We start from the raw sequence: 26357 nt of genomic DNA on the forward strand, positions 1-26357 counted from the left end.
GCTTCTCCCTTCGCGGGCACGGAGCCCGCATCGGCAATTCAGTAGAGCGACTCGCCGCCGTCGACGATGTGGTTGACGCCGGTGACGAAGCCCGCTGCCGGGCTGCTCAGGTAGACCGCGGCCGCACCCATGTCCTCGACGGTGCCGGCCCGGCCCATCGGGACGGTCGCCGCCATCTTGGCGAACGTGTCGGGGTTGCGTTCGAGCGCCATCGGGGTCGCGGTGATGCCCGGTGAGAGCGCGTTGACTCGGACACCGAATTCGGCGAGTTCGTACGCGGCGACACGAACGAACTGGTTGAGTCCGGCCTTCGTCGTGGCGTAGTGAATCGTGCCGGGCCGGGTTCCCAGCGCGCGGATGGATGATACGACGAGGACGGCGGCATTCTGTTGCTTGTCCGCACGCGCCGCCATCCGGGTGGCGGCCTGGTGACAGCATCGGAAGGTGCCGCTGAGATTCAGGTCGAGCGTGGACTGCCAGATTTCCTCGGTCATCTCCAGGAACGGAACCATGGACCCGCTTCCCGCGTTGGCAACGAGGATATTGAGATCCCCGAACTCCGCGTCCACCCGGTCGAACATCGCGGCAACCGACTCCGGTTGTCGGATGTCGACCTCGACGATGTCGACGCGCTGGCCCGGCCGGGCCACGTTCTGCAGCTCCTTCTGTGCCGTTTCGAGCTGGGTCCGGCGGCGGGCGGCGATCATCACGTCCGCTCCGGCGCGGACCAGGGCCTCGGCGATCCCGAGGCCGATGCCCTCGCTGGCCCCGGTGACCAGTGCCCGCTGTCCGTCGAGCGCCGCTGTAGGGTTGTGTTCGTTGCTCATGCAGTCTTCCTGTTGTCATGGCGCACGGCGCCGGATGTGGTCAGACGTCGAGTACCAGACGGGCCGACTTGGCGCGTGACACGCAGGGCATCATGGTGGCACACGAGGCCTGCTCCTCCTGGGTCAGCACCGAATCGCGATGGTCGGGAATGCCTTCCAGTACGGGCGTTTCACATGTTCCGCAGGTGCCCTCGCTGCACGAGGAGATGATGTCGACGCCGCACTCCTCCGCCACCTCGAGAATCGACCGCCCCACCGGCACCGTCACCGTGACGCCACTCTGGGCGAATTCGACGTCGAACCCGTGGTCGGGTTCTGTGGGTTCGACGATCTTCGGGACGAAGCGCTCGACACGCAACTGTCGCGGGGGTGTCGCCTCGGCGCAGCGCGTTTCCAGGGTGGCCAGCAGACTCTCCGGGCCGCACGAGTACACCACGGTGTCGATCGCCGTCTCGGACACGAGCGTGCCGAGATCCGGGATTCCGAACTCGTCGTCGGGCCGGATACGCACCCGATCTCCGAACTTGGCGAGTTCGTCCAGATAGGCCATGCTCGTGCGGGACCGGCCGCAGTAGAACAACTCCCACTGAGTCCCCGCCGCCTCGAGCTGCCTGATCATCGGCAGGATGGGGGTGATTCCGATCCCGCCGGCAACGAACAGCACTCGTGGCGCCTGTGCGTCAAGCCGGAAGTGATTACGTGGTAGCGAGACGCGCACCGGCGACCCTTCGGGCAGGCACTCGTGCGCGTAGCGGGATCCGCCGCGGCCGGCCTGTTCGCGAAGGATGGATACGATCCAACGGTCGTCTCGAGCCTCGAGGCCGGTCAGGGAGTATTGCCTGAGCAACTCGCCGAGTTCGAGGTCGATGTGTGCGCCGGCGTCCCACGGGGGCAGGGCGCAGCCGTCCGGGTGCGCCAAGGTCAGCTCGACGATGCCGTCGGCAACCGAGCGGCGCTGGAGGACGCGTAGTTCGAGGTCCATTTTCACTTCCGGTTCGATCGGGCCGAGGGCAGGGTGCCTGGCGCAGCAGGATGCGACGCCAGGCACCTCCGAGAGTTATCCGTAGTCACACCACTCGGTCAGGCGACCGTTGTCGAACGTCATGATCGACAGGACGTTCAGCTTGCAGAACTCGCCCGCCTTGCCGAATCCGGGGACGTCGGCGGCGGCGGTGCCCTGCCAGGTGGTTTCCCGCATGACGGAATTACCGGTCGTCGCCCACCGAGTGGTCTCCCCGATCGCGCGGTCGGGGAAGACCGCGCTCATCTGTTCCACCGTCTGCAGCATCAGGTCGCGCCCCTTGGCCGCGACACCGCGGTTCTGGTGCACCACCACGACATTCTCGTCGACGAGCTCGCGCAGTGTATCGAGGTCGAGACGGTTCCAGGCATCGACCACACCGTGGGCGAGGTCCAGCAGTTCTACGGAATTGGTGTTGTTCATGGTCCTGTCCTTCGGGAAGGCTCGGGTTACGGCTGAACGGTGAGGGTGAACTCGTGGATCCCGCGGGTGGGCATCGAGTGGTACTGCACCGACTGTCCCTCGGCGAGCGCGAAACGCGGCATCTTCTCCACCATGCGCTCGAGAACCCGGGTCATCATCACGCGAGCGAAGTTCGACCCCAGACACCGGTGCGGTCCGATGCTGAACGCGAGGTGGTTCTTGTCCGTGCGGTGCAGATCCCAGGTATGCGGATTCGGGAACTTCGCAGGATCGCGATTGGCGCCGTTGTACGAGGTCCATACCTTGGCATCGGGTCCGAGTTCGGTCCGGCCGACGGTGACCGGACAGGTCGTCGTACGCTGCAGGACTGTCACATTGGCGAACATACGCAGTCCCTCCTCCACCGCCTCCGGGATCAGCGCCGGATCGGCAACGATCTCGGCGAGGTCGTCCGGATGGGTGGCGAGATGGTGGATCGTCCCACCCAGCACGGTTCCGGTCGATTCCAGACCCGCGATGGACAGCGGAAGAACCACCGCGATGCGCTCGGCGAGAGTAGGTTCGCGGCCATCGATCTCCTCGACCTGGCACACCATGCTGACGAGGTCGTCCTCGATCGGGTGCGCCATGCGTTCACGAACGAGCGCGTCGATCGCGGTGTAGAGGCTGACGAAGGCGGTCTCTGCCTCCTCGGCCGTTTCACCGACAAAGATGTCGTGAGCCCACTTCATCCAGTCGTCGATGCGGTCACCCTCGAGATTGAGCAGATTGGAGAAGACCGCGCGAAGCTGCAGCGGACGCAGGAAGTCCTCCATGACGCGGAAGCTACCGGCCGCGATGCCCGCGTCGAGGAAAGAGTCGATCTCCTTGGTGATCGCCGGCAGAAACCGGCGCATCTTCTCCTCCGTCAACTCAGGATTGAGGAGTTTGCGCCAGCCGGTCTGGGCAGGCGGATCGAGGTCCTCGGGCAGAAAGCGTCCTTCGTTCTTCGGCGGCTCGGAACGATTATCGTGTCCGAGGATCGCCACGCCACCCTCCGAGGAGAACCGCTTCCAATCCCGCAGGACCTTGAACACGTCCTCGTACCGGGTGGCGACGTAGCACGGCGTCTCACCCTGGGTATGAACGGACAGTTCGTCGCTGGCCTGCATGCGGTTGATCTCGGGCCAGAAGTTCTCGTTGAACTGCTCGGACCACAGATCGACGGGGCACCCCAACGGCATCGGTGTCGGGGACTGCACTTGCTCGGTCATTGTCAACTCTTCCTTCTCACGACACCGTGATCGCAGCTTCTGGACAGACACCGGTGATCTCGGACTCCCCCGTCGCCTCGGGGAGCGTTCCATCACCCTTCACGACGGCTTTGCCTTCCTCGTCCGCCTCGAACAGCGCGGGAAACCGCGCGTAGCAGCGGCCGTGCGCTTGGCAGTAGTCGTGATCGATCGAAATCTTCGCCATCGTGTTCTCCTAGGCTCGTGCCAGCTGACCACCGTCAACGGGGATGGCGACCCCGTGGATGTACCGGGCCTCCTCGGACGCGAGCCAGGCGACCGCATTGCTGACGTCCTCGGGCTCGACCCACGGAATCGGCAGGAGCGTCAGCTCGGCGAACAGCTCAGCGGCGTCGTCGGCGGTCGGGTTCTCGAGATGCGGAAGAAACATCTTCAGCAGGCTCTCGTTGATGGCCATCGGGGTGTTGACCGCACCCGGATTGACGGAGTTGACCCGAATATTGTGCGGACCTACTTCGTTCGCAAGAGAAAGCATCAGGCCCTGGAGTCCGTGCTTCGAGGCGGCATAGTGGGACTGCCCCGGTGCGCCGCGCAGTCCGACAGTCGAACTGACGAAGATCACCGAACCGCCCTCCCCGCGCTCGATCATCGACGGCAGTACCGCACGACATACGTGCCACGCACCGACGAGGTTGGTATCGAGGATGTCCGACCACTGCCGATCGGTGAGGCCGACGACTGCCCCTTGGTTCGAGATGCCTGCATTGGACACAAGGATGTTGATGCGCCCGAACTCGGTGAGCGCTTCGTCGACGACCTCCTGAATCCTGGCGAGATCGCGTACGTCGGCGGCGCGGGCGATGATCCGCTGCCCCTCCTTCTCGACCAGGCGGACTGTCTCCGCCAGATCGTCCGGGGTTCCCTGCGAGTAGTCGAGATTCTCCTGCTGCCGGCAGAGGTCGATCGCAACGATGTCGGCACCATCCTGGGCCAGCCGTACGGCATGTGTCCGACCTTGGCCGCGTGCGGCTCCGGTGATGAATGCGACCTTGCCGCTCAACCGCTTCATGGGGCCTCCTGGCTCAACTTCCGTGGGTGTCGTCGACCGCGACGGACACAGCGTCCGCGCAGCTTTCATGCGGTAAAAGGCGTCCCGCTATGGAACGGAGACGATGCGGCGATCATCGTGTGATGCCCATCACCGAGCCGCCTGAGACCATATTGCTCATGATGAACTCGGAAGTCAAGAGCCTTCGGCCTTATTCTTTATGAGGAATAAAGTCCGCCAGGCCGATCGGGAGGGTGAGATCCGGACGGCAGCGACCGACGTGCTCACAGCGAAGCCGGCGGGACAGAGTTGTCTCGCCGGCTTCCGTCAGCAGGATCGCATGCCGAGTGAGCGTGCGCTGGCTACAACCACTCGACCGGCGAGTTCAGCGGCACCGCCAAACGGGAGCGACAGTAGTCCACGACCCCACGTAGATGGTTCTCCATGAGCTCGCGAGCCCGCCGGCACCGCCCCGCAACCACCGCCTTCGCGATGTGCTGATGGTCGTCGGTGAGCACGGCGCGCAGCTTCCGTGGATCATCCAGGACAGCGACATGGTGCGTGACGATCTGGCCGTAGGTTTCGAGACTGAGCGAGAGCACTCGATTACCCGCCAAGGTGGCGACGGCATGATGAAACCCCGCATGTTCCTCGAGATACGGGCCGAGTCCTTCCTCGGAGTGCTCGTGCTGCTGCAGGAACGGTTCCATACGGGTTGCACGCAGCGCACCGTCGGGGTTTCGAGCCGCACGCTCGGCAAGTTCCGTCTCGGCCCAGACCCAGGCATCGAACAGTTCCTCGTACGTGGCACCCGCCATGTTGTAGAACAGCGCCGACACCCTGCCCAGATGGGCCGCGTCCACTGATCCAACGATGGGACCGCCGCCCGGTCCCCGGCGAATGGTGATCATTCCCTGGACCTCGAGGAGACGCAGACCCTCTCGGAGGGACTCACGACTGACACCGTACTGCTCGAGCATCGTCGCCTCCGAGGGCAAGCTCGTCCCCGGTGGCAAGCTCTTGCTCTGAATCTCACCGACAATCGTGCGCGCGACGGTCTCTGCGGCCTTCAACGGGCGCAACAGCGACACTTCACCGCGGGCAGCCGACCTGCTTCCGTTCACATCGCTTCGAGGCGTATTTCGTGGCATCTCATCCCCCTGACAGGACGGCCGGCGCAGATTCCGGACGTCGTTCGGACACTTTTACTTTCGTTTCCCGTCCCACACTTTCACGACCGGCCCGCGCAACACGTCCCAGAACCGACAGCAGGAATTCACACGGATACGACATCGTCTACCCTGAGGGTGCAGGTTGAAGACCGAGTTTGTCGGCGATCGCAGCAAGCCGGTCACAGCGCTCACGGTGCGTGCGTCCGCGCCACACCATGTCCGCCCAGATCACCAGGTCGCCCATACCGTGGTCGCGGTAGCGCTCGAACTCCGCGACATCGACCTCTGCCAGGCGGACGTAACAGGGAAACTCACCTCCCTTCCCCAACCCTTCTCGCAGCCGGTGGACCTCGCGCACCATCTCCAAGGACTCGACGAAGGTGGGCGTCCCTGAGGTGAACCACCCGTCTCCCAGCCGCGACGCCCGGGCCAGCGCGGCCGGACTGTTACCGCCGAGGATGATGGGAATCTCGACAGGCCTGGGGTGCACCTGAACATCCTCGAAGCGGAAATGCTTGCCTTCGTGCCGGAATGCAGTTCCCGACCATGCCTTGCGCAAGACCTCCAGGCACTCCTCGGTCCTCGACATGCGCGTACGGAAGGGTACCCCGAACGCGTCGAATTCCTCCTCGAGCCATCCGGCCCCTACCCCGAAGAGCACACGTCCCCCACTCATCTCCTGGACGGTGATCGTGGTACGCGCTGTATGGAGGGGATGCCGCAGTGGTGCCAGATACACGGCTGTGCCGAGCTTGATCCGCGTCGTGACTGCCGCGATTGCTGCATGGACAATCCACGGATCGACCAGTTCTGTCTCGATGTCGACGATGGGACCGGAATGATGCTGGCTGGTTCCCGCCGAAGGATGCTCTCCGGCATGAACCAAGGGACGAAGCACGTGTTCTCCGATCCAGAGAGCGTCGAAACCCAACCCATCAGCACACGCTGCGAGCTCAACCAGGTCGTTCCCGGTCATTCCGTACGCGCTCAGCCCTACGGAGGTCACCCTTGCCCCTACTTCCTGCGTGAATAGCAACGCTAGATGTTAGGTAGTACACAGTAGCGAGAATTGCTCATGATATAAAGGCCTCTACTGGCTGCCTTGTGGCAAGTCCGACCGGGTGGCCGGATTCGGCCGCTCCGAAACGGAGCATCGTTGAAGCGATGACGGTGTCGGGATGCCGAATCCGAAGAGACGACGCGCTTGAGCCGGCCTCGTCGAACCCCGTAGCTTCAGCAGCTGCAAGACAGCAACGAAGACGATCGTATATGAACCGATGGACACGGTGACCGGTCATCTGCCAGCCATCACCGCAGGGCCACTTGCAGACGCAGAGGAGTAGACCCGCGTAAGCACCCCGCAACATCTGCTCGCCCACGCCCAACTGCTCGACGGCACGGTAACCGTGGCCGTGCTGAGAGCCCTCACCGACCAGCACGGCCTGGAAGCACTGTCAAATGCTTGCCCGCTGGCACGGTCAGGTTCGAGATGAGTCCGCTCGGGCCCATGGACGCCTTCGACTTCTGCAGCAACTCCGATAACCGGACCTTATTATGGTACGTGCTGCATGGTGCAGTAAACGAACCGCACCCTTGCTCTCCGCGAGGGCTGGTTCGTATCCAAATCCACTATCCTGCAGTTGATCACACCTACGCCTCGGCGTAGCGCCGCTTCACAACCTGGTGCGCCGCCGAGGGCCACCCCGCGCTGCCGACGTATCCGCTAGCCGTCGCCGCCTGCCTGATCGCATCACGGACCACGACATCGACGCCCGCGACTACGTCCCGGCCATCCTGGCCTGCTAATCGCCGCGATCGCCCACCATTGCGAGGTCGGGAACCACCAGGTGCCGATCGGCTACGACCTGCTTCGCACCACCCTGGCCGGCATCCGCGCGACTACGCCACCGCTGGCCCTCGCCCCGTACCCCGCGGGCCCCTGCTCCGCAGCGACATCTTCCCGATCGTCGACAAGTAGGCCCGCACCGACATCATAAACTGGGCCAATTAGATCCTCGAACGCCGCGACGCCGCGCTCCTGCTGCTCGGGTTCGCCGCGGCGCTGCACCGCATCGAACTTGCGGCCCCGCCCGCAGTGATACGGCCGCTCGGCACCACACCGCCGTTCGACGAGCATCTCTGCCGCGGCTCCAGTCCCGTACCGGCAAGGACGCGCCGATGCTGCGGGTGCCCGGCAAGAACGACCATCCCTCCCCCACCGTCTCGTGTGGGGCGGCAGTGCACTAGGCGATCCGCCGTCGCGCCGAGCGTGCCGGTTTGCGACCCCGACCTCGTCGCCCGGTCAAGTCCCGTGAGGTGGTGTGCGGCGGTGTCGCGTGATTCCTCGTCGGTGGTTCAGGCGGTCAAGGCCGGTGTCACCTCCTCCGTGTCCTCGGTGACGCTGTCGGCGGGCGTATCGGTGCGGGAGCGAGCCAGTACGTCGAGGCCGAGGTAGCGGCGGCCTTCGATCCACTCGTCGTGCTGCTCGGCGAGCACCGCTCCCACGAGCCGGATCAGGGCGGTGCGGTCCGGGAAGATCCCCACCACGTCGGTCCGGCGGCGGATCTCCTTGTTGAGCCGCTCTTGCGGATTGTTGGACCAGATCTGCCGCCAGATCTGCTTGGGGAACGCGGTGAACGCCAACAGGTCGACCCGGGCGGCGTCGAGGTGCTCGGCGACCTTCGGCAGCTTGGCCTCGAGGGCATCGATCACTCGATCGTATTGGGCGTGCACGGAATCCGCGTCGGGCTGGTCGTAGACGGTCCCATGCTCATGGCAGGCGACAGACCCGACGCCGGAGCACCGAGCATCCTCGATGCCTTCTCGTACCGGAAATGGACAAGCACAAGGACCGCCACCGCCAACCGCGAACATCACCGACACACCCCACCACCACCCGCCGAACACCACCTGAAGAACCGAGCTGGTTCCGGATGCCGAAGCGGTGATCCCCCATCAGGGCCGCCGCCGACTAGGCTCGACGCCGTGAGCGTGCGTGCAGGAATCATCGTGACCGGAACCGAGGTGCTCACCGGCAGGATCGCCGACCAGAACGGACCCTGGCTGTCCCACCAACTCCTGACACTCGGCGTCGACGTCGCCCACCTCACCCTCTGCGGCGACCGGCCCGCCGACCTGACCGCACAACTACGCTTCCTCGCCGATCAGGGCGTCGACCTCATCATCACCAGCGGTGGTCTCGGCCCCACCGCCGACGACCTCACCGTCCCCACCATCGCCCAGTTCTGCCATCGCGAGCTACTGCTCGACCCCGAACTCGAAGAACACATCGCCGGTGTCATCCGCCACCACCGCCCGCACACCCCGGACCTCGACGCCGGGCCGACGCGTACCGGGATCCGCAAACAGGCACAGATCCCCACCGGTGCCACCGCCCTGCCACCGACCGGCACAGCACCGGGCGTGGTCATCCCCGCCGTAGCCGGTGACCGGCCGGTCCCGACCATCGTCATCCTCCCCGGGCCGCCCGCAGAGCTACAGGCGATGTGGCCCAACGCGATCACCGCACCTGCAGTCACCGACGTACTGACCCGAGCCGACGACCTGCAGCAGGAAACCGTACGCGCCTACGGACTGCACGAGGCACACCTCGCCGAGACACTGCGCCGAGCCGACGCAGAAATCGCCGACCTCGACCGGCTCGAGATCACCACATGCCTACGACACGGTGAACTCGACATGGTGACCCGATTCGCCTCCGCCGACACAGACATCTACCGCCGACTACTCGATGTTCTCACCGAACACCACCGACACCAGATCTTCTCCACCGACGGCACCACCATCGACGACCAGCTGATCGAGCTCCTCGACGGCCGATCCATCGCAACTGCGGAATCGTGCACCGGCGGACTCATCGCTGCACGCCTCACCGCCCGCCCCGGATCGTCGGCCTACGTCACGGGCGGCGTCGTCGCGTACTCCAACGACGCCAAGTCCGACCTGATCGACGTACCCGCCGAGACGATCGCCGCGCACGGTGCGGTCAGCGAACAGGTCGCCGCAGCGATGGCCGAAGGCGCCCGACACCGGCTCGAGGCCGACATCGCGGTCTCCACCACCGGAATCGCCGGCCCCACCGGCGGCACCGAAATCAAGCCGGTAGGCACAGTCTGCTTCGGGGTCGCGATCGACGGACAACCGACACACACCCTCACCCGCCACTTCCCCGGGAACCGCGAACAAATCCGAACCCTCACCACCACAGCCGCACTGCACCTCGTTGCCGCACAACTCAAACAACAATGAGACCCGCACCGAACCACCTAATGAGAGCCGGCGGGTCCGGCGATACGGCAGACTCGTCAACGGTAGCGGCGGGCAGGTGAGCACTCAAGCTCCCTGGACATCGAGTCGGGAGTGTCAGTTTTCCGGTGGATCCGGTTCTGGCGCATCGGTTTAGTTCTCACTCGGGTGATCCGACCCTCGAAGTGATAGCAAACGCGTTCAACGCCGGCTTCCACCTCATCGCCCATCGTGATCTTCCCTTCCCCGTCGGGTCCAGCGCCCGGTCGCCAAAGACAGACACTTCAACGCGGCTTGCTCGTTGGGTGTCGACCGTCACGTAATTCCCCGTGCTCGGGCGTGCTGAGTCGAGGGTCGAGGAGCGACTCGGCGACGACTGGGTTCGGGAACAGCGGGTACCAGTCCTTCGGGGCGCGATTGCTCCTCAGAATCAGCGGTTTGCCGGCGATCGCCCGGTCCGACACCAGATCGTAGAGGTCGTCAGACTGGGTGGTGGTGTGCTCGCGCATCGCGAAGTCATCGATGATCAACACCAGCGGCCGGGTGTGTTCGCGCATCCGCTGATCGATGGTGCGGTCTGCATGGCCGCCGGCGAGGTCGGCGAGCATACGGGCGCACTTGACGAACCGCACGTCCCCGCCGCGGCGGGCAACATGATGCCCGAGTGCTTGTGCCACATGGGTTTTTCCGACTCCAACGGTTATCGATGGGTGTTCGTCGACTCTCAGTAACGTCTCCGACGACGTGTGTTGACCTTGCTCTGTGATCGTTGTTGCCGGGTTATCGCCGGGAGCGCAACAACGTCAGGAGCGATGCTGTGGCCTACTGTGTGGCGGTGCGACCGCCTGGCGGGTGTCGGACATGGACGGTGATCGACGGCTCGTATCGGACCGTCGGACCGGTCGAGCAGTGGTTGGAGGCGCATCGGCACCTGTGGTCGCCGAACACGGTGCGTGGGTATGCGACCTCGCTGGCGCAGTGGTGGACGTTCCTCGAACGACGCGGAGAAGCCGACCGGTGGCAGGACGTCGGTGTCCCCGCGGTCGGTGGGTTCCTGTCGTGGTTGCGCAACGGCCGCACCGTCGAGCACGCCGTGGTCGCGGCGCAGCCGGTGCCGGCGCCCTCGACGCTGGAGGCACGGCTGGCGGCAGTGGTGTCGTTCTATGGGGGTTCCCCCTGACATGTGGACATCGTGAACACTGGGTCGTGAGGATCCAGAGGAAGAGATGTCACTGATGGTGATGAAGGCATACTCGGCGGAGTTCAAGGCCGATGCCGTCGCGCTGTACCTGTCCGATCCGAACCATGCCTTCGAAGGCATCGGCAAGGACCTGGGTGTCAGCCGGGAGACCCTGCGCAACTGGGTGCGCGCCGAACGTAAACGCACCGGCGCGCCCGCGGCCGGCCGCGGAGCCACGCGGCCGTCACGACCGTCCGGCGAGGTATCGTCCGAGTCCGTGCTGGGAGAAGAGAACAAGCAGCTCAGGGCCCAGATACGGAAGCTCGAGACCGAGCGGGAGATCCTGCGCAGGGCCGCGAAGTATTTTGCGGGCGAGACGAACTGGTGAGCCGCTTCCAGTTCGTCGACGACCACCGCGACACCGTGTCGGTGAAGTGGCTGTGCCGGATCCTCGAGGTGTCCCGCTCCGGTTTCTACCGGTGGCGGGCTTCGGCGCCGGTCCGCGCCGAACGCGCCCGCGCCGATCGGGAGTTGGCCGAGCGGATCGGCGTCATCCACGCCGATTCCGACGGCACCTACGGGTCCCCTCGGGTGACCGCCGAGCTGCGCGATGCCGGGTTCGAGGTGAACCACAAGCGGGTCGAGCGGGTGATGCGCGAGCACGGGATCGTCGGGGTGCATCTGCGTAAGACGGTGCGCACCACGGTGCCCGCTCCGGACGCGGCCGTGGTACCGGACCTGATCCGGCGGGACTTCACCGCGAGCGCACCGAACACCAGGTACGTCGGGGACATCACGTACTTGCCGATCGGCGACGGTCAGTTCCTTTATCTGGCAACGGTATTGGATCTGCACTCGAAGCGGTTGGCGGGGTGGTCGATCGCGGAGCACATGCGCACCGAGCTGGTCACCGAAGCGTTGCGGGCGGCCGCGTCGGTGCGTGGTCCTGTCGGGTTGGACGGCGCGATCTTCCACAGCGACAACGGGGCTCAATATGCGTCGACCGGGTTCGCCGAGGTGTGTCGTGAGCTGGGGGTGACCCGGTCGCGGGGTGCGGTCGGGACGTCGGCGGACAATGCGGCGGCGGAGTCGTTCAACGCGACGTTGAAACGGGAGACGCTGCAGGGACGGAAACGTTGGGCCAGCGCAGGCGAGGCACGTGCTCACGTGTTCCGCTGGGTCACGCGTACAACACGAGACGAAGGCATTCCACTCTCGGTCAGATCTGTCCGATCGAGTTCGAGCAGCGATCGGCTACGCTGGCCACTGCCGCATAGGAACTGGTGTCCACATCTCGGGGGAAACGCCCCGCGACCAACCTCATGGCGGTAACCCCGAAGTCGTCGTGGCCCTGGGTGAAGACGCTGCTGCATTCGGTCTACGACCAGACCGACGCGGATTCCGTTCACGCCCAATACGATCGCGTCATCGACGCGCTCGCAGCGCAGCTGCCGAAGGTCGCCGAGCACCTCGACGCCGCCCGGGTCGACCTGTTGGCGTTCACCGCGTTCCCCAAACAGATCTGGCGACAGATCTGGTCCAACAATCCGCAGGAGCGGCTCAACAAGGAGATCCGCCGCCGGACCGACGTGGTCGGGATCTTCCCGGACCGCACCGCCCTGATCCGACTTGTCGGGCGGTGCTCGCCGAGCAGCACGACGAGTGGATCGAAGGCCGCCGCTACCTCGGCCTCGACGTGCTGGCTCGCTCCCGCACCGACAAGCCCGCCGACAGCGTCACCGAGGACACCGGGGAGGTGACACCGGCCTTGACCGCCTGATCCACCGACGAGGAATCACGCGACGACGTCGTACACCACCTCACGGGACTTGACCCGCCGCCGTCGCGCACATGCCCGGAGCCGCTACCAGGCCGTGGGCCCGCACAGGGGTGTGACGACAGCTGATCCGATCGGCGAGAACACCGACCTCGATACCTCCGATGCCCCTCACGAGCCAGGCAGGACTTCCACGCCGACTCGACCAACACTCGACGGGTACGGAAGGCCGGCTCCCTCGGCCAACGGGCGCGCAGGTAACTGTTCTTCACACCTCGCGTAGCAAAGCCACCGCATCACTCATCTCGTAGCGGTCCACCAGCAGCGTCAGTACCTTCTCGACACTCATCGGCGGGTTCCCCAGACGCTTGACCATCACGTCGACCGCCTGCCGCGCCACCATCGGCGACACCGCGACGGTATCGGCGGCGAACTCGGCCGGAGACACAACCTTAAAGATGTTTCGATAATAGGGCGTGTCGTTGCACGTGATTCGCACCGCGCTGCTTGATCATTGACGAATGGCAGGGAAGAAGACCGATTCCGGCGACGAGTCCGACGCCCGGAAAGTCAAGCAACGCGGCGCTCGCCGTGATCTCGACGCGTTGCGTGACCGACGGATGCGGGCCGCAGAGATGTTCGCCGCGGGACGGCGGCAGATCGACGTCGCGGTCGAGTTCGAGGTCTCCCAGCAGACCGCGTCCCGCTGGTATCGACAGTGGGCAGACGGAGGCCGTGAGGCACTGGAAGGAGCAGGTCGGGCGGGACGCCGGCCGCGTCTCGACGACACCCAGATCGCCGCCATCAGAGAGGCATTACTCAAAGGACCCCAAGCCCACGGCTTCGCAACCGGAGTGTGGACCCTGGGCCGGGTCGCAATCGTCATCGAGCGGATCACCGGCGCGCACTACGGGCCCACCCAGACCTGGACGATCCTGCGGACCCGGCTCGGTTGGAGCCGGCAGCGCCCCGCACGGCGGGCAGTCGAACGCGACGAGGATGCCATCGTCGCCTGGCGCGAGAACGAGTGGCCGCGGATAAAAAAATAGCGCGGCGCCGAGGTGCATGGATCTGCTTCCAGGACGAAAGCGGCGTATCGCTGCTCCCGGTGGTCCGTGCAACCTGGGCGCCCAAAGGCACCACCCCCGTGCTCCGTCACCGATTCTCGTGGAAACGCATGTCCATGGCCGGGGTCCTGGCCTATCGGCCCGACCGCAGTCGCAGCGCGTTCGTGTTCTCCATGACCGACGGTGCCTACAACACCGACAAGCTCATCGAGTTCCTCACCGAACTCCGCGCCCACTTTGCCGGCGAGAAGCTCATCCTGATATGGGACGGGCTCATGGCCCATCGATCCCGGGCGATGACCGCGTGGCTGGCCACCCAACGCCACTGGCTCCACGTCGAACGCCTCCCTGCGTATGCGCCCGAGCTCAATCCCATCGAACAGGTCTGGGGCAACATGAAATCCACCGAACTGGCCAACCTGTGCCCCGATACCCTCGACGAGGTCCGCGTGGCGACCGAGACCGGACTGACCCGGATCGGCTCGAGCTACGACCTGTGCCACAGCTTCCTCGACCACACCGGACTTTCCCTATGATCATCACTCACTCAATTACCGAAACATCGTTAATATGCTTCGGCACACGGTCTTCCGGGAAATCCTTCAAGTTACTGGTGACGATGACACCCGCCCCACCGACAACCGCGGCCGCCACCACATGCTCGTCGTCGGGATCGGGCAGACCGTAGGAACCCTCCAGCGGCTCCCATCCGGTCACCACCGCATCGTCGAACGCTGCGCGCATCCGCCCCACCAGACGGGCCGCGGCGGCAGCCGCATCCGCAGCATCGCTTCCGCGGCCCTCGAGCTTGGCCGCCTCGTGGTACTCGAGCTCTTCGAGGATCGCGTCCGACCACAACGGCCGATACAGACCCGCGATCGCCAAGGACAGCAGGAAGTCGCGTTGTCGGCTGGGCCACAGCACGGACGTGTCGAGAACAGCAGCGAACATCCGCGCAGTGTAACGAGTCTCGGCGACGAGGCTCTTTCTCGCAGTTACGCGGTCGTGTTGCGGGCCCGCCGACGCGCCGCCACGGCCTTACGGGCAGCTTTCAACTGCTCGGTGACCACCTCGGGATCGTCTTCGTCGACGAGGGCCACGGACGTGGCAGCCAACGCGTCGTACTGCTGCGCGCGTCGCCGCTGCTGGTAGTCGAGGACATCACGCAGCACCAGTCGGTGCCGGGTGCCGACCTTCTCCGCCGGCAGTTCACCCACCGAGATCAGCCGTTTGACGGTCGGTCGGGTCACCCCCAGCAGATCGGCCGCCTGCTGGGTGGTCAGTTTCGTGGTGTGCGGAGCAACGGTGACCGCTCGCCCGGCCTGCAACGCCGAGACCACCTGCTTGAGGATCGCGTGCACCTCGGTCGGCAAGGGCACCTGGTCACCCTCGTCCGCACCGACGAGCAGGTACCGCGGTTCCACCCGGTCGTCGAAGCGCCGTTCGTGCGCGTCGAGGAAGCTGATCACCTCGGCGAGCCGGCCGCCTTCCTCGGGCTCCGGGAGATACGTGCGCTGCTCCAACGCCTGCGTCATGTCTTCACTCCTCCTATTCGAAAGAAACGTAACACCCTTTCGGAACTTTCGAAAGGGTGTTACGGGGAGCATCACACCAGCACTCCACGCACCCAGGCTCCCCGTTCAACGCCGGTGCGACCAGCCTCCTACCCGAACTGCCCGAGCTATTACTCACCGCGCTCGGCGACCGTGACGCGGTCCTCGACGGTGAGATCGTCGCCTTCGCTTCCAAGGGCCAGCCTTCGTTCGGTCTCCTCCAGCACCGCATGCACGTACACAAGCCCACCGCCGCGCGCGAATCCATGACCGCGACATCCCCGGACCGCGCATACAGGTGCCGCTGTTCTTCACCGAGGTCACCGGGTGAACGGACGCCCGGCGGGTGGATCGCCGAGCCCCGTGCGGCCCTGCTCGACGCGCACCTCGCCGAATATCCCGGGTCCGGCGGCGCCTCGACGTACTGGTACGGGCTCGAGCCGGTGATCCGGCAGGCCAGCGACGCGGCCCGATTCCGTTCGGAGCTCGGCGTTCCCGTGTTGCAGAGCGGTGACGTGGCCGCCGATGTGTATGCCCCCTGGCGGCTGCCGACGCGGGCCGTGCTCTACGTTCCGCAGTTCCTCGACTTCACCGCGGCCGGGTTCACGCCCGCGACCGCCGGCGCGCACACCCTCGAGGTGATCGTCCCCGCCGATCCGACGCTGTGGCGCACCGCCCGTGCAGTCTCCGACGCGGCGATCTTGGTCGATCCGGTGATTGCGACGCACGATGTGCTGCGCAGCCCGGGACCCGACGCGCACGAGGCTGCCGGGCACCTGCGCCGGGCGATCGAGGAGGGCACCTTCCGTGGCTGAGGTGCACCTCCTCGCGGCGTCGAACGCCGCCGATCGGGGCCTATAGGGCCTTGGCGGATCTCGCCGCCGCTGCCCACGGCAGCAACTACCGGGTCATCGACGGGCACAGGGTGCACATTCTCGGCCGAGTCTACCCCCTTACCCAGCAGGGTGCCGGCGTCACCGCCGACGCCGATGCCGGCATGGACACCGTGGTCGCGGCCGGCTCCGATCTGCACGAAGCTCTGGTGCGACGCGGGTACCGCCGCGTGCGGGGCAATCACTACGAAGCGTCCTCGGGCTCCGAAGTGCCTCTGGGCGTTCCCCCCGAGATGTGGACACCAATTCCTATGCGGCGGCCAGCGTAGCCGATCGCTGCTCGAACTCGATCGGACAGATCTGGCCGAGAGTGGAATGCCTCCTTCTGGTGTTGTATCGCGTGATCCAGCGGAAGACGACGGCTCGGGCCTCACCCGCACTGTTCCATCGCTTCCGCCCCTTCAGCGTCTCCCGTTTCAACGTCGCGTTCAGCGACTCGGCGGCCGCGTTGTCCGCCGACGTTCCGACCGCACCCCGCGACCGGGTCACCCCCAGCTCGCGGCAGAGGTCAGCGAACTCGGCCGATGCATACTGGGCACCATTGTCGGAGTGGAAAATTGAGCCGTTCAGGCCGGACGCGCCACGCACGGCGGCCGCCGATCGCAGTGCATCGGTGACCAGTCCGGTGCGCATGTGATCGGCAATCGACCACCCCGCCAACCGGCGCGAACTCAGGTCCAACACCGTCGCCAGATACAGAAATTCACCGTCACCGACTGGGAGGTAGGTGATGTCGCCGACGTACCGGGTGTTCGGTGCGCTCGCGGTGAAATCCCGCCGGATCAGGTCCGGCACCACGGCCGCATCCGGATCGGGGACGGTGGTGCGCACCGGTTTGCGCAGGTGCACGCCCACGATCCCGTGCTTGCGCATCACCCGCTCGACCCGCTTGTGGTTGACCTCGATTCCGGCCTCGCGCAGCTCGGCGGTCACCCGCGGAACCGAAGTCGGTGACGAAGTCCGGGCGTGTGTGGGCGTGGTCCGGAGATCGTCTCGGACCTTCGACACAGGAAGCCCCGCCTATCTCAGAGCCGCTCTCGCTGTGATCGCAACGGGCTGGCTCCCAATTCAGCGCAGCCACCGATACCGATCGCGTAGCCCGATTCGGTGCGGCGTAGGCGTCCTCCGTCGCGGCGAGCGTTCCTTCGTTTGCCTCGTGCTCAGCGATCTCCCGCCAGCCACGTCTGGCTCGAGTTCGGGGGCAGATCGATCGTCTCGCGGAGGAGGCGGTGCAGGCGGGCACCGAGACGGGGTGCGCCCCAATGGTGACGGTGGGTGCTTTCGTCAGTTCGGGATCGCCGGTAAGGGTACGCGCCAGCGGGGGGCCGAGGTAGGGCAGCAAGCAGCACGCGGGTTCGCTGGTTCAATCCGGACCCGGTTGCCTTCGTCGATCGACTACCGGTGACCCATCGCGTACGAGACGCGCTGCCGTGGATAGCGCCCCAGCACCGCCTTGGTCCTCGAGGTGGCCTGAACGAGGTCTCATTTGGCCCCGGACGGTTCAGCTATCCGTTCTCGTGATCCTCTCATCTGTTGACCGATCCAGCAGCGCGGCAATGACAGCGGGTTTCTCGAGGGAAAGAAAATGCCCGGCATCCGGTATCTGGACGAACTCGGCGTGGGGCAGCGCACGGTTGTTCGCGTCGCGGTCGGACGCCCTGGACCAATCGTGTTCCCCGTAGACCAGATCCACGGGAACCGTCACCCGTGGATACACTGATCTGGCAGCGACCAGACTCGGCAGGGCACCGTACACGGCCCGGGCCACCGAGGCATAACCGGGCCGCTTCCCCACCGCGAGGAGCTCGTCCAGGTATTCGTTCGTCAGAGCAGAGTCGTCGACGAAACCACCTCGCAGAATTGCATGCATGACGGGTTTCGGTTCGATCGTCGCGAATCGAGGGCCGATGACCGGCGCGAGGATGCCGGAGATGATGCCGCGGGCAAGAACACCGGAACGAAGAATGCCACCGGCGTAGTCGTAGGGATTGATCGCGACGACTCGCCGAACTCGCCCCGCAGACTCCGCCGCGGCGGTGAGGGCAAGGACGGCTCCCATCGACTCTCCCACCACCGTCACCTCGTGCAGGTCCAGGTGCATGAGCAGCCTGGTCACGCCGGCACGCATCGCCGGTTCGTCGTAAGACGCCCCCGGCACGATGTCCGAGTAACCCATCCCCGGCAGGTCCAGCGCGTAGACCGTGTGGTGCCGAAGTAGCAGCGGGATGAGGTGTTGGAAGTGTTCCGCCTGCGTACGAACGGTGTGCAACAGCAGAACCGGAGACCCGGAACCACCCATGAGATAACGCAGTCGGCCGGCGAGCGCGCCGTCGTCGGGTGACGGGTCCAGGAACTGACTCGTCGTGCCCGCGATGGTGATGCTGGGTCGTGAATCGTCGGCGCCCATGGTGTCCTCCCCACTACAGGATTACTTGATTTTCTCAAGCTATCATGTGATGGTTGCGCTGTCGTCGCGGTAATCCCCGACGACGCACCATCGGCGCACTGCACGTCCCTGAGAGCGATCGTGAGAAGCAGCCACTGATGCGCTGTAGTCGGTCGCTCGAGCCGCGGGTTCCGCTGCGGCGATCATCGCCGCGAGGCCTCGACGCGGCGCACCGTCGACTCTTCCTTCGGTCGCGACGGCAGGAACAACGCTGCGATGAGGGCACCGAGCACGGTCACTCCCGCGGCGACATACGATCCGGCCGTCAGGCCGCCGAGGAAGGCACTGTTCGCAGCGTGTGACACTGCCTGCGCTGTGATCTGGTCGCCACCTCCGCGGAGCTGCTCGGAGGCATATACCGCGGCGCCTATAGATTCTTGGGCAACAGTTTTCACTTCTTCAGAGAGGGCCTGCGCCGCGTCGGATGCTGCCAGAGACGAGGCGTACAGGGAGGCGTAGACGCTGCCGATGATCGCGACTCCGAGCGTGCCGCCGACCTCTCTGGTGGCGTCGTTCATCCCCGATCCGATACCCGCTTTCTCCGGCGGCACGGCCCCCATTATCGCTTCGGTCGCCGGGGCCGAAGTGAGTCCCAGTCCGAGGCCCAGTGGGACCATCTGCAAGGCGATCTCGGTGTAGCTCGTCGATTCGCTCAGGGTGGAGATCCAGAGAAACGCCGAGGTGAACAGGACGAGCCCAAGGGTGACGATGAGCTTGTTGCCCAGTTTTACCGCCAGAATGGTGCCGAGGACGGACCCTACCGCGATCGACGCCGCGACCGGGATGAATTTCAATCCCGTGTCGAACGGTCCGAAACCGCGAACGAGCTGGAAGTACTGGGAGATGAGGAAGATGAATCCGAACAACGCGAAGTAGGCGAACGTCACCGCGGCACTGGCAGCGGTGAACCGCATGTTGGTGAACAGTGCGACGTCGATCATCGGGTCGATTTGCTTGCGCTCCCACATAGCGAGAGCGAACAACAGTGCCGCGGCGACGGCGAATCCTCCCAGGGTCGCGGCGCTGGCCCAGCCGTGTTCCGGCGCTTCGATGACGGTGTAGACCAAAGTTCCGACTGCGAGCACTGACAGGACGAGGCCACCGGCGTCGAGGGGCGGTGTACTGGGGTCACGGGAGGTAGTCACCACTCCCGCCGACACCGCGATCGCGATGACGGCTGCGGTGGCGAGCGCGAGGAAGACGCTCCCCCACCAGAAATGCTCGAGCAACCAGCCGCCCAGGATCGGTCCGCACGCCACCCCCACGCCTGTTGTGGCCCCCCAGATTCCGATGGCCTTGGCCTTCTCGGCGCGTTCGGTGAACACGTTGGACAGGATCGACAGGGTCGTCGGGTAGACGAATGCTGCACCGAGCCCCATCACCGCCTGCCAGGCGATCAACTGTCCTGAACTCTCGGCGAACGACGCTCCGACAGCTCCGCCGCCGAAGATCGCCAGCCCCAGAAGCAGGGCCCCCTTACGTCCGTAGCGGTCACCGAGGCTACCGAACGCCAACACGAATGTGGCGAACAGCAGGTTGTAGGCGTCGACGATCCACTGCAGTTCCCGGTTGGTCGCCTGAAAATCCAGTGCGAGTGAGGGTAGAGCCACATTGATCGCGGTCGTGGCGAGGCTGATCGCCAGAGTCGCCGCGCACAACACGAGCAGGACCGCTGAGCGCGGCGTCTGGGATCGCTCTTGGATGATTGAGTTCACGACTTTATTATTTCAAGCATTCTGACAAAATTGTCAAGTGTAGGATGGGAGTGTGAAGTCGTACGGGGAATTCTGCTCGCTCTCGCGGGCGCTGGATGTGGTCGGTGATCGGTGGACGATGCTGGTGGTCCGCGAACTGCTGGTCGGGCCGAGCAGGTATTCGGACTTGCACAAGGCGCTGCCCGGGATCGCGACGAACCTGCTGGCGAGTCGGCTGCGAACCCTGGAAGAGGCGGGAGTTGTCGCGTCGACCGATGCGCCCGCGCCGGTGTCCGCGCGTGTCTATTCCCTGACCGAGTGGGGCCGAGGGCTGCAACGCCCCCTGGTTGAGCTGGCACGGTGGGGCGTGCCCCTGATGTCGGCGGGTACCGGCGAGGACCACAGCAGAGGGCGGTGGCTGGTATTCGCGATCATGGCGTTGTTTCCGGAGCCGGCCGCGACGCAGGAGGACTCCGGCGTTCCCGCGGTGACGGTACGCATCGATGCCGACGGTGACAGTCTGCTGCTCGTCTCCGACCCGACGGGAGTTCGCGCGTCGGTGACGAACGCCGGTGAGCCGGCCGAGGTGATCGTGGCGGGGTCGTCCGAGGAGGTGTTCCGCACGCTCTCCGGCGACCGCACCGAAGGCTCGCACGCCCACGTCACAGGCGACGCCGACGCGCTCCGACGCTTCTTCGAGCTGACCTCGTCGGCATTGACGCCGACCGCCACGTCGGACGCCAAACCTGAGAGCGGATCATCTTCGCCCACCTCGACTCCTCCCCTGCCCCTACACCGGTGAGCAGCTCGTCGCCTCGGTGCCGACCTGAACCGGCGCACCCGCCAGGCCTGGAAGCGGCGGCGGCCTGAGTTCGGTGGCGATTTCGTCGCGAAGCGGCCCGGCGGCAGCGGATTTAAGCGCCCTGTGGGAGGGTGCGACCGTTGAGACGATTGAGACCATTAAGAGCGTGTCTTGTATGGGTCGGATCCTGTGTACGGCATGATGCATGGCGTGGTCGATGCGTTGTCTACTCGGTTGGTGCCGGATGCGTTGTGGGAGATCGTCGAACCGCTGCTGCCTCGGTTCTCGCCGAGGCCGCAGGGCGGCGGCCGGGCGGCGCTCGATGATCGGGCGGTGTTCACCGCCGTCGTCTACCGTCCTCACCAGTGGCTGCGCCTGGCGGCACCTGCCACCGTCGTTCGGGGTCAGCGTCCCGACCGCGCACCGCCGCTTCGCGGCCTGGGCAAAGGCCGGGGTGTTCGACGAGCTGCACCGCCAAATCCTCGACCGACTCGGCGCCGGCGGGGACCTGGACTGGTCCGCGGCGATCCTGGACGCCGCGCACGTCCGGGCGAAAAAGGGGCTCTCTGACCGGTCCCAGTCCGGTCGACCGGGGCAAGAACGGCTCGAAGATCCACGTCCTCACCGACGCCGACGGGATCCCACTCGTCACCGCGGTGACCTCGGCGAACACCCACGACAGCGTCATGCTGCAGCCCATGGTGGCCGCGATCCCGGCGGTCCGGTCGCGTCGTGGTCCGCGGCGCCGGCGACCCGGCCGGTTGCGGGCGGACAAGGGCTACGACTACCCCGTGCACCGTCGGTGGCTGCGTCAGCGGGGCATCGTCCCGCGGATCGCTCGCCGTGGCGTCGACAGCAGCGAGCGTCTCGGGCGGTACCGGTGGAAGATCGAACGCACCCTGGCGTGGCTGAGCGGCTACCGCCGGCTGACGATCCGCTACGAACGTCACGGCGAGCACTTCGCCGGATTTCTCCAACTCGCCGCCGCGCTGACGTGCTGGAAGAAGCTTCCCAAATGAGACATACTCTAAGGACGGTGAGCCGCATGCCGCCTTCGGGTCACGATGCGTTGTTCGGCGTGATGGTGCGGTTCTTCAGCCTCCCCGATGCCATGGGAAAGCGCACTCGCTCTGTTAGCAGCTCTCCGAGAGCACGGACGCGGACGAGCAGCGCAAGAAGCGTTGATGCGCACCCATCGCAGCGCGCGGCTATCTACTTCGACCTGAAAAACGAGGCGTCTCGGTGAGCATGATTCGGCTGTTCTCGGCCGGTCGGGATTGGGTGGCCGCAAGTCTCTCGATCGGCGTCTTTCACGCTGCCAGGGTGCTGATCTTGACCAGGTTGTGTGCCAGGACCCCGTGGCCGATCCAGATCTGAGCGCCTTCGGTGCTGTCGATGCGGGTGCGGTCCCAGCCGTATCCGCGTTTGAGGGTGCTGATTCTGCCTTCGACTCCGGTGCGCCACTTGATTGACCGTCGGAACGCTGGGCGGTGTTCCTCGGCTCGCCGGCCAGCTGAGGGTTTGCCCTTGCGGGGGATCGCCACGTTACGCACGCCGAGGTCGTGGAGGTCATCCTCGACGGCTTTCTCGCCGTAGCCGCGGTCGGCGGTGACCGTGCGGGGTGGGCGTCCGGCGCGTGTGCGGACCCGATCCACAGCCGGGGCCAATCGGGGTGCGTCGGCCGGGTTGCCGCGTTCGACGTTGTGGTCCACGATCACGCCGTCGTCGCCTTCGACGAGCTGGGCCTTGTGGCCGAACTCGACGGGCCTACCGAGCCGTCCCTTGGCGATGGGCCGAGCGTCGGGGTCGTGCAGGCTGACCCGCCGGGTGGAGCCATCCGGTGTCTGCCCGGCCAGCCGCTGCCGGGTCTGCCAGGCGATCCGCCGGGTGGCGGTGACCAGGTCCTCGAGGTCGTCGATGGCCCGGGCCAGGCGTCCCCGCCGGCGTCCGGCCGCCGCGTCGTGCTCGCCCTGGGCCTTCTGGGCTGTGGCCTTGGCGCGCGCCCGGCGCAGCGTGTGTTTCGCGTTGGCCAGCAGCCGTTCGGCATCGGTGGCGGCGCTCTCGGCCAGGTCGGCCAGCTCTCCAGTCGTGTGCCGGACCGCCGCCAGTGCCTCATCGCGACCCGCGGCGCTGCGCGAACGCAACTTCGCCCCGATCGAGTGCGCCCGCTTGCCCGCCGCACGGGACCGGTCCCGCACCCGGGTCCGAGTCGCCCCACCGGCAGCCTGGATCCGCTTTCCGGTGACTGCGATCCGCCGGATCGCTTTGGCCAACAAACCGGAGTCGGTGGGGTAGGACACGTTGCTGGGGCGTTCCCCCGAGATGTGGACACCAGTTCCTATGCGGCAGTGGCCAGCGTAGCCGATTGCTGCTCGAAGTCGATCGGACAGATCTGACCGAGAGTGGAGTGCCTTCGTCTCGTGTTGTAGCGCGTGACCCAGCGGAACACGTGAGCACGTGCCTCCACTGCGCTGGCCCAGCGTTTCCGGCCCTGCAGCGTCTTCCATTTCATCGTCGCGTCGAACGACTCCGCCGCCGCATTGTCCGCCGACGTTCCGACCGCACCCCGCGACTGGGTCACACCCAGCTCACGACACACCCTCGGCGAACTCGGTCGACGCATATTGAGCCCCGTTGTCGCTGTGGAAGATCGCGCCGTCCAACCTGACAGGACCACGCGCCGCCGCGGCCGCCCGCAACGCCTCGGTGACAAGCTCGGTGCGCATGGGGTCGGGTGGCCGGAGGCCCGTGAGCCTCCGGCTCCCTCAGAACCGTGCGTGACAGTCTCCCGTCACACGGCTCTTCCCATTCCTGCCGTGGAGACCTGCGTGGTCATTCGCCAATGCACGAACGCGCGGGGATACGCCTCAACGAGACGCTTCCACCACGCGAACGCCTTCGAGAACCTCGCGATCCGTCGGAACTTGTTCCGGGCCCACCGCATCAGGTAGGCGTTGATGCGTCGTAGCAGGGGAAACAGCGCTGAGCGATTGTGCTTGCCGTAGTACTGCATCCAGCCCCGCACGATCGGATTGATCCATCGTGCGATCTCCCTGAGCTCGAGGTCCACGCGCCGACGCAGCTTCCATCGGCGCACCCTGCTCCCCATCTCCTTCAGCGCGCTCCGGGACACCGTCGGAGCAAAGACGGTCAACAGAGAGCCGCCCTTGACCCGCACCGGACGCGGAGCGAACGTATAGCCGAGGAAATCGAACGTCACCCGGTCGAACCGGCCACGGTGACGTCCTCCCCGGCAGTACGTGATGGTCGTCTTGTCGGGGTGAACCTCCAACCCGGCCTCGGCCATCCTGTCGGAGATCACCGAGACCATGCGCCGCGCCTGGCGCTCGGTGGCCGAATGCACGACGATGTCGGGCGGCAACAGTGAAGGGGCCCACGGCGTGACCCCCAACGCCCGGCTGTAGGACGGCCTCGAAGGACCCTAGGGGGACGGCGTCGACGGGCGACCACCACACCATTTTCACCCCGGAACGGGCGTCCCGACAGGGACATGCTGGCTAGCATGGTTGATTCCTTTGATCCGGATCAGTCACAGCGGCCGAACCGATCACCACGCGTTTCTCCACTACGCCCGGTCTGACGGTATCCTGACCGAACAGGATCACTCAGGTGGTTAACAGCCGAGCCTCGGGAGGCGCAGACATGGCTTCGGTCAACGACACACAGGCGGCTTCGCACAGCGAACTATCGGCGGCGCGACGCCGTCGAGACATCGCTCGCGCCGCTACCGAGCTGTTTGCGAGCCGTGGGTACGGCGGTGCCACGATGGATGCCATCGCCGAAGCCGCGGGAGTGACCAAGCGAACATTGTATCGCTATGTCCCGACTAAGCAGGACGTCTTGCCGCTCATCCACGAGCAGTTCCTCAGCGCGGCCGAGCAACTGATACCCGCTTCCCGGGACGGTGTTAGTGCTGAGCGCGGCCTCCAGGAGTTTATCGAGGCATACGTGCGCGTCGTCGTCGACCACCGGGGCGCGGTGCGGGTCTTCTTCGAGGAGGAGTACAACCTGTCCGCCGTCGCCAGGACCCAAGTGGTCAGTCGACGCGACGCTTTCGAAGGTCACCTTCGCGGGCTGCTGGCCACGGGGGCGCGCAGTAAGACGTTCCGGCCGATCGACCCTGCTGTCGCCTCTGCGGCAATCCTCGGCGCGCTCGCCGAGACCTACCGCTGGTACTCCCCCGAGGGACTATTGGGCGTGCACGACGTCTCCAACTCGCTGTGCCGCCTCGTGGTGGACGGCATTCTCGCTGACGGCGGCGAACCTGCTGCGCCAGTTCTTGCCATGCCGGCGGACGTGGCTGAGCTCGAGGCCGTCCCGACGATTCCCGACCACGTTCTCGAAGCAGCGGTCACATTGTTCGCATCCCAAGGCTTCCTGGAGACCAACACGCGCGACATCGCAGAGGCCGCCGGCATCACGAAAAGCGCGCTCTTCTACCACATCGGGTCGAAGGACGACCTCCTCTTCGCGATCGCCGCCAGCTTCGGACACGCGAGCGTCCAGCAACTGCACGACCTGATGAGCGACGTGACCGAGAAGACTGCTGTCGCCCAGCTCGAGCGCGTCATCGTCGGCCACGCAAAGACGATGGGCGAGCGCAGCGACGAAGTCCGCGTCTTCGTCGACCAGACCCGTTATCTGAGCCCCGAGAAGGCCGAGGTCATCGAGCAGCTACGCACCACATACGTCGCCGGCGTCGAAAGCATCATCGCCACCGGCGCGAACGCCGGGCTCTTCGTCCCGGTCAACACCAAGGTGACAACCCTGGCCATCCTGGGGATGCTCAACTCGATGCCACGCTGGTACCGACCGAAAGGTCCGCTGAGCCCGGAGCAGGTGGGCTCGATATTCGCCGACCTCGTCATTCATGGGATCCACCTCAAGAGCCCCTCAATGAGCCGGTGACATTGCAACGACGTCGGACACGGTCGG

General features: G+C 65.7%; 19 protein-coding genes and 10 pseudogenes. 10 read left to right on the top strand and 19 right to left on the bottom strand.

All coding sequences use genetic code 11. The annotated features are described in order from the left end of the window. Positions 1 to 38 precede the first annotated feature (38 nt). From HFP48_RS28370 to HFP48_RS28410, 9 genes and pseudogenes are all read right to left on the bottom strand, one after another. On the bottom strand, positions 39 to 827 hold the full coding sequence (locus HFP48_RS28370; protein WP_168580739.1) for an SDR family oxidoreductase: 789 nt from the start codon (positions 825 to 827) through the stop codon (positions 39 to 41). A gap of 40 nt (positions 828 to 867) precedes the next feature. After that, on the bottom strand, positions 868 to 1809 hold the full coding sequence (locus tag HFP48_RS28375) for a PDR/VanB family oxidoreductase (protein ID WP_168580740.1): 942 nt from the start codon (positions 1807 to 1809) through the stop codon (positions 868 to 870). A gap of 75 nt (positions 1810 to 1884) precedes the next feature. Next, the gene (locus HFP48_RS28380) at positions 1885 to 2271 is read right to left on the bottom strand and encodes an ester cyclase (RefSeq protein WP_165040813.1); all 387 of its coding nucleotides are present in this window, start codon (positions 2269 to 2271) and stop codon (positions 1885 to 1887) included. 26 nt (positions 2272 to 2297) lie between these two features. Then, positions 2298 to 3299 carry a cytochrome P450 gene (locus tag HFP48_RS28385; protein WP_246872600.1) on the bottom strand — a complete coding sequence of 334 codons (1002 nt, stop codon included), beginning with the start codon at positions 3297 to 3299 and terminating at the stop codon, positions 2298 to 2300. A 241-nt stretch (positions 3300 to 3540) separates the two neighbouring features. Next, positions 3541 to 3729, bottom strand: coding sequence for a ferredoxin (locus HFP48_RS28390; protein ID WP_168580741.1), 189 nt, complete (start codon positions 3727 to 3729; stop codon positions 3541 to 3543). A gap of 9 nt (positions 3730 to 3738) precedes the next feature. Continuing rightward, the gene (locus HFP48_RS28395) at positions 3739 to 4572 is read right to left on the bottom strand and encodes a mycofactocin-coupled SDR family oxidoreductase (protein ID WP_168580742.1); all 834 of its coding nucleotides are present in this window, start codon (positions 4570 to 4572) and stop codon (positions 3739 to 3741) included. A gap of 341 nt (positions 4573 to 4913) precedes the next feature. Beyond that, positions 4914 to 5642 (bottom strand): GntR family transcriptional regulator, encoded by a 729-nt coding sequence (locus HFP48_RS28400; RefSeq protein WP_246872601.1) that lies wholly within the window; start codon positions 5640 to 5642, stop codon positions 4914 to 4916. A gap of 205 nt (positions 5643 to 5847) precedes the next feature. Next, entirely contained in the window at positions 5848 to 6729 is an 882-nt protein-coding gene (locus HFP48_RS28405) for a TIGR03619 family F420-dependent LLM class oxidoreductase (protein ID WP_168580744.1), read from the bottom strand. 1349 nt (positions 6730 to 8078) lie between these two features. Continuing rightward, positions 8079 to 8486: pseudogene (locus tag HFP48_RS28410) on the bottom strand (transposase); the annotation flags it as partial. Between the two features lie 222 nt (positions 8487 to 8708). Here HFP48_RS28410 and HFP48_RS28415 point away from each other — a divergent pair. Further along, positions 8709 to 9992 (top strand): competence/damage-inducible protein A, encoded by a 1284-nt coding sequence (locus HFP48_RS28415; protein WP_168580745.1) that lies wholly within the window; start codon positions 8709 to 8711, stop codon positions 9990 to 9992. Between the two features lie 350 nt (positions 9993 to 10342). Here HFP48_RS28415 and HFP48_RS28420 read toward each other — a convergent pair. Then, a pseudogene (locus tag HFP48_RS28420) lies at positions 10343 to 10687 on the bottom strand (ATP-binding protein); the annotation flags it as partial. 119 nt (positions 10688 to 10806) lie between these two features. Here HFP48_RS28420 and HFP48_RS28425 point away from each other — a divergent pair. The 3 pseudogenes from HFP48_RS28425 to HFP48_RS28435 form a co-directional block, all read left to right on the top strand. Further along, a pseudogene (locus tag HFP48_RS28425) lies at positions 10807 to 11154 on the top strand (site-specific integrase); the annotation flags it as partial. Positions 11155 to 11224: 70 nt separating this feature from the next. Beyond that, positions 11225 to 12446 (top strand): annotated as a pseudogene (locus HFP48_RS28430) (IS3 family transposase). 33 nt (positions 12447 to 12479) lie between these two features. Beyond that, positions 12480 to 12949 (top strand): annotated as a pseudogene (locus HFP48_RS28435) (transposase); the annotation flags it as partial. A gap of 265 nt (positions 12950 to 13214) precedes the next feature. Here the strand turns inward: HFP48_RS28435 and HFP48_RS28440 are convergent. Then, entirely contained in the window at positions 13215 to 13394 is a 180-nt protein-coding gene (locus HFP48_RS28440) for a hypothetical protein (RefSeq protein WP_210432847.1), read from the bottom strand. Positions 13395 to 13467: 73 nt separating this feature from the next. Here HFP48_RS28440 and HFP48_RS28445 point away from each other — a divergent pair, with 73 nt between their 5' ends. Continuing rightward, positions 13468 to 13995 carry a winged helix-turn-helix domain-containing protein gene (locus HFP48_RS28445; protein WP_246872602.1) on the top strand — a complete coding sequence of 176 codons (528 nt, stop codon included), beginning with the start codon at positions 13468 to 13470 and terminating at the stop codon, positions 13993 to 13995. Then, positions 13974 to 14549 (top strand): IS630 family transposase, encoded by a 576-nt coding sequence (locus tag HFP48_RS28450; RefSeq protein WP_168580746.1) that lies wholly within the window; start codon positions 13974 to 13976, stop codon positions 14547 to 14549. The genes HFP48_RS28445 and HFP48_RS28450 overlap by 22 nt, the downstream gene beginning before the upstream one ends. Positions 14550 to 14589: 40 nt before the next feature. Here HFP48_RS28450 and HFP48_RS28455 read toward each other — a convergent pair. Then, a pseudogene (locus HFP48_RS28455) lies at positions 14590 to 14964 on the bottom strand (PIN domain-containing protein); the annotation flags it as partial. A gap of 44 nt (positions 14965 to 15008) precedes the next feature. Next, on the bottom strand, positions 15009 to 15548 hold the full coding sequence (locus HFP48_RS28460) for a helix-turn-helix domain-containing protein (protein WP_168580747.1): 540 nt from the start codon (positions 15546 to 15548) through the stop codon (positions 15009 to 15011). 56 nt (positions 15549 to 15604) lie between these two features. Between HFP48_RS28460 and HFP48_RS31325 the strand changes: the two genes are divergently transcribed. Further along, entirely contained in the window at positions 15605 to 16381 is a 777-nt protein-coding gene (locus tag HFP48_RS31325) for a hypothetical protein (RefSeq protein ID WP_210432848.1), read from the top strand. A gap of 327 nt (positions 16382 to 16708) precedes the next feature. Here the strand turns inward: HFP48_RS31325 and HFP48_RS28470 are convergent. The 3 genes and pseudogenes from HFP48_RS28470 to HFP48_RS28480 all read right to left on the bottom strand — a co-directional run. After that, positions 16709 to 17398, bottom strand: a pseudogene (locus tag HFP48_RS28470) (IS3 family transposase); the annotation flags it as partial. A 562-nt stretch (positions 17399 to 17960) separates the two neighbouring features. Beyond that, positions 17961 to 18866: an alpha/beta hydrolase gene (locus HFP48_RS28475; protein ID WP_168580748.1), complete on the bottom strand. Its 906-nt coding sequence runs from the start codon at positions 18864 to 18866 to the stop codon at positions 17961 to 17963. Positions 18867 to 19048: 182 nt separating this feature from the next. Further along, complete coding sequence (locus HFP48_RS28480; protein WP_246872603.1) at positions 19049 to 20620, bottom strand: MFS transporter; 1572 nt, start codon at positions 20618 to 20620, stop codon at positions 19049 to 19051. Positions 20621 to 20717: 97 nt separating this feature from the next. On the opposite strand from HFP48_RS28480, the gene HFP48_RS28485 reads away from it, so the two are divergent. Both HFP48_RS28485 and HFP48_RS28490 read left to right on the top strand, forming a co-directional pair. Further along, positions 20718 to 21401 (top strand): helix-turn-helix domain-containing protein, encoded by a 684-nt coding sequence (locus HFP48_RS28485; RefSeq protein WP_282597494.1) that lies wholly within the window; start codon positions 20718 to 20720, stop codon positions 21399 to 21401. Positions 21402 to 21602: 201 nt separating this feature from the next. Beyond that, positions 21603 to 22420, top strand: a pseudogene (locus HFP48_RS28490) (IS5 family transposase). Positions 22421 to 22711: 291 nt separating this feature from the next. Here the strand turns inward: HFP48_RS28490 and HFP48_RS28495 are convergent. From HFP48_RS28495 to HFP48_RS28505, 3 genes and pseudogenes are all read right to left on the bottom strand, one after another. Then, positions 22712 to 23710, bottom strand: a pseudogene (locus HFP48_RS28495) (transposase); the annotation flags it as partial. 29 nt (positions 23711 to 23739) lie between these two features. After that, positions 23740 to 24166: pseudogene (locus tag HFP48_RS28500) on the bottom strand (integrase core domain-containing protein); the annotation flags it as partial. A 26-nt stretch (positions 24167 to 24192) separates the two neighbouring features. Continuing rightward, positions 24193 to 24783 (bottom strand): group II intron maturase-specific domain-containing protein, encoded by a 591-nt coding sequence (locus tag HFP48_RS28505; RefSeq protein WP_168580750.1) that lies wholly within the window; start codon positions 24781 to 24783, stop codon positions 24193 to 24195. Between the two features lie 281 nt (positions 24784 to 25064). On the opposite strand from HFP48_RS28505, the gene HFP48_RS28510 reads away from it, so the two are divergent. Then, complete coding sequence (locus HFP48_RS28510; RefSeq protein WP_168580751.1) at positions 25065 to 26330, top strand: TetR family transcriptional regulator; 1266 nt, start codon at positions 25065 to 25067, stop codon at positions 26328 to 26330. The last annotated feature ends 27 nt before the right edge of the window (positions 26331 to 26357 follow it).

Source organism: Rhodococcus sp. DMU1 (assembly GCF_012272955.1).
Classification (GTDB): Bacteria; Actinomycetota; Actinomycetes; order Mycobacteriales; family Mycobacteriaceae; genus Rhodococcus; species Rhodococcus aetherivorans.

Bases quoted from the DNA above. Each gene is read 5' to 3' on its own strand.
- HFP48_RS28445 (WP_246872602.1), top strand. From the start codon at position 13,468: ATGGCAGGGAAGAAGACCGATTCCGGCGACGAGTCCGACGCCCGGAAA.
- HFP48_RS28395 (WP_168580742.1), bottom strand. From the start codon at position 4,572: ATGAAGCGGTTGAGCGGCAAGGTCGCATTCATCACCGGAGCCGCACGC.
- HFP48_RS28475 (WP_168580748.1), bottom strand. From the start codon at position 18,866: ATGGGCGCCGACGATTCACGACCCAGCATCACCATCGCGGGCACGACG.
- HFP48_RS28390 (WP_168580741.1), bottom strand. From the start codon at position 3,729: ATGGCGAAGATTTCGATCGATCACGACTACTGCCAAGCGCACGGCCGC.
- HFP48_RS28375 (WP_168580740.1), bottom strand. From the start codon at position 1,809: ATGGACCTCGAACTACGCGTCCTCCAGCGCCGCTCGGTTGCCGACGGC.
- HFP48_RS28380 (WP_165040813.1), bottom strand. From the start codon at position 2,271: ATGAACAACACCAATTCCGTAGAACTGCTGGACCTCGCCCACGGTGTG.
- HFP48_RS28510 (WP_168580751.1), top strand. From the start codon at position 25,065: ATGGCTTCGGTCAACGACACACAGGCGGCTTCGCACAGCGAACTATCG.
- HFP48_RS28460 (WP_168580747.1), bottom strand. From the start codon at position 15,548: ATGACGCAGGCGTTGGAGCAGCGCACGTATCTCCCGGAGCCCGAGGAA.
- HFP48_RS28370 (WP_168580739.1), bottom strand. From the start codon at position 827: ATGAGCAACGAACACAACCCTACAGCGGCGCTCGACGGACAGCGGGCA.